We start from the raw sequence: 1,103 nt of genomic DNA, 5'->3' as shown, positions 1-1,103 counted from the left end.
GCTGCCAGCCGGTCCACATCTGTGAGTCCGAGCGGCCCGACAAGAAAGGGAAGATCGTATGCTGGTACTTGAAATCCGAGACACAGTACGCATACAGGAAATGGAAAGTAAGCAAACCGAAAAAGGAGGAAAAGAATCAATGAAAAAGGAAAACCCGGCAATCAAGACAACCCTGTCCATGGAGGACAGGATACTCATGCCCCAGGAGCTGGCAGAAGGATACTTCACGGCAGACGGCGAGGGACGCGTAAGCTATACCCCTTACTATGCCGACATGATGCTCATCAACGTATTCTTCCTGCACTGCATGGACGGCATCGCCTTCGAGGTCAAAGAGACTGAGGGCGGAAAGACTGAAATCGCAGAGAACATCTACGAAGCCGTCACGAAAGATGCGGAGCTTATGAAGCTCTACGACGAGTTCTTTGAACAGGATAAAGACTCTATCCCATCCTGCCCGTACAAAGAGGCCGTCATCCAGATGTACGGCATCCTCTCGGACACGGAAAAGATGGTAGAGTTCAGAAAGCAGCAGCTCATCCACGAAAAAGAAGACGTGCTCACCGCCCTCCTTCTTGCCGCCACGAAAAAAATAGAAGCCGTGGACCCGAAGCTGCTGAACCTCAGGGAAGCTCTGGAATACGTAAAAGATACGTACAGCCCGGCACAGGCCGCCCATGTGCGGGAAGCCCGTAACAAGGAAACAGATTGATACAGCGTCATGCACGGAGGTGTGATATATGGACAGCAATGATTATGTAAAAGTCCTCGGTGTCAGATTTGACGCGCTGGAAGGTCTGACCGTCGTCGCCGACAGCAATGTAAAAGATTTAGAAGCCGCGGGGCGGTATGCGGCAGAACATGACGACGGTACTGCCATCTGGATAAGCGTCCCGTGCAGATGTGATATCTGTAGAATCTTTTCCAAACCAAATGAAAGAAGGGAGGATTCCATTGAGTGAACAATATAACATAAACGTACAGCCTGTACTGAATACAGACGCACTGTACGAACAACTCAATCAACAGAAATATAAAATAAATGTAGAGATTGACAGCGCCGCCTTAAGCGGACAGCTTCAGTCCGCGGTGAACAGCGTCAC

At 50.0% G+C, this 1,103-nt stretch carries 2 protein-coding genes; both read left to right on the top strand.

What is annotated here, in order from left to right:
• Positions 1-139: 139 nt before the first annotated feature.
• Complete coding sequence (locus tag HJV72_RS18750) at positions 140-712, top strand: hypothetical protein (RefSeq protein WP_208073369.1); 573 nt, start codon at positions 140-142, stop codon at positions 710-712.
• A 28-nt stretch (positions 713-740) separates the two neighbouring features.
• Positions 741-962, top strand: coding sequence for a hypothetical protein (locus tag HJV72_RS18745; protein WP_117771881.1), 222 nt, complete (start codon positions 741-743; stop codon positions 960-962).
• Positions 963-1,103: the final 141 nt, after the last annotated feature.

It is taken from the genome of Extibacter sp. GGCC_0201 (genome assembly GCF_017566055.1).
GTDB lineage: Bacteria > Bacillota > Clostridia > Lachnospirales > Lachnospiraceae > Extibacter.
Note: the sequence above shows the minus strand (reverse complement) of the source record. Positions and strands in the feature narration are given on the sequence as shown.

Coding starts and splice junctions, on each gene's coding strand:
- HJV72_RS18745 (WP_117771881.1), top strand. CDS start 741: ATGGACAGCAATGATTATGTAAAAGTCCTCGGTGTCAGATTTGACGCG.
- HJV72_RS18750 (WP_208073369.1), top strand. CDS start 140: ATGAAAAAGGAAAACCCGGCAATCAAGACAACCCTGTCCATGGAGGAC.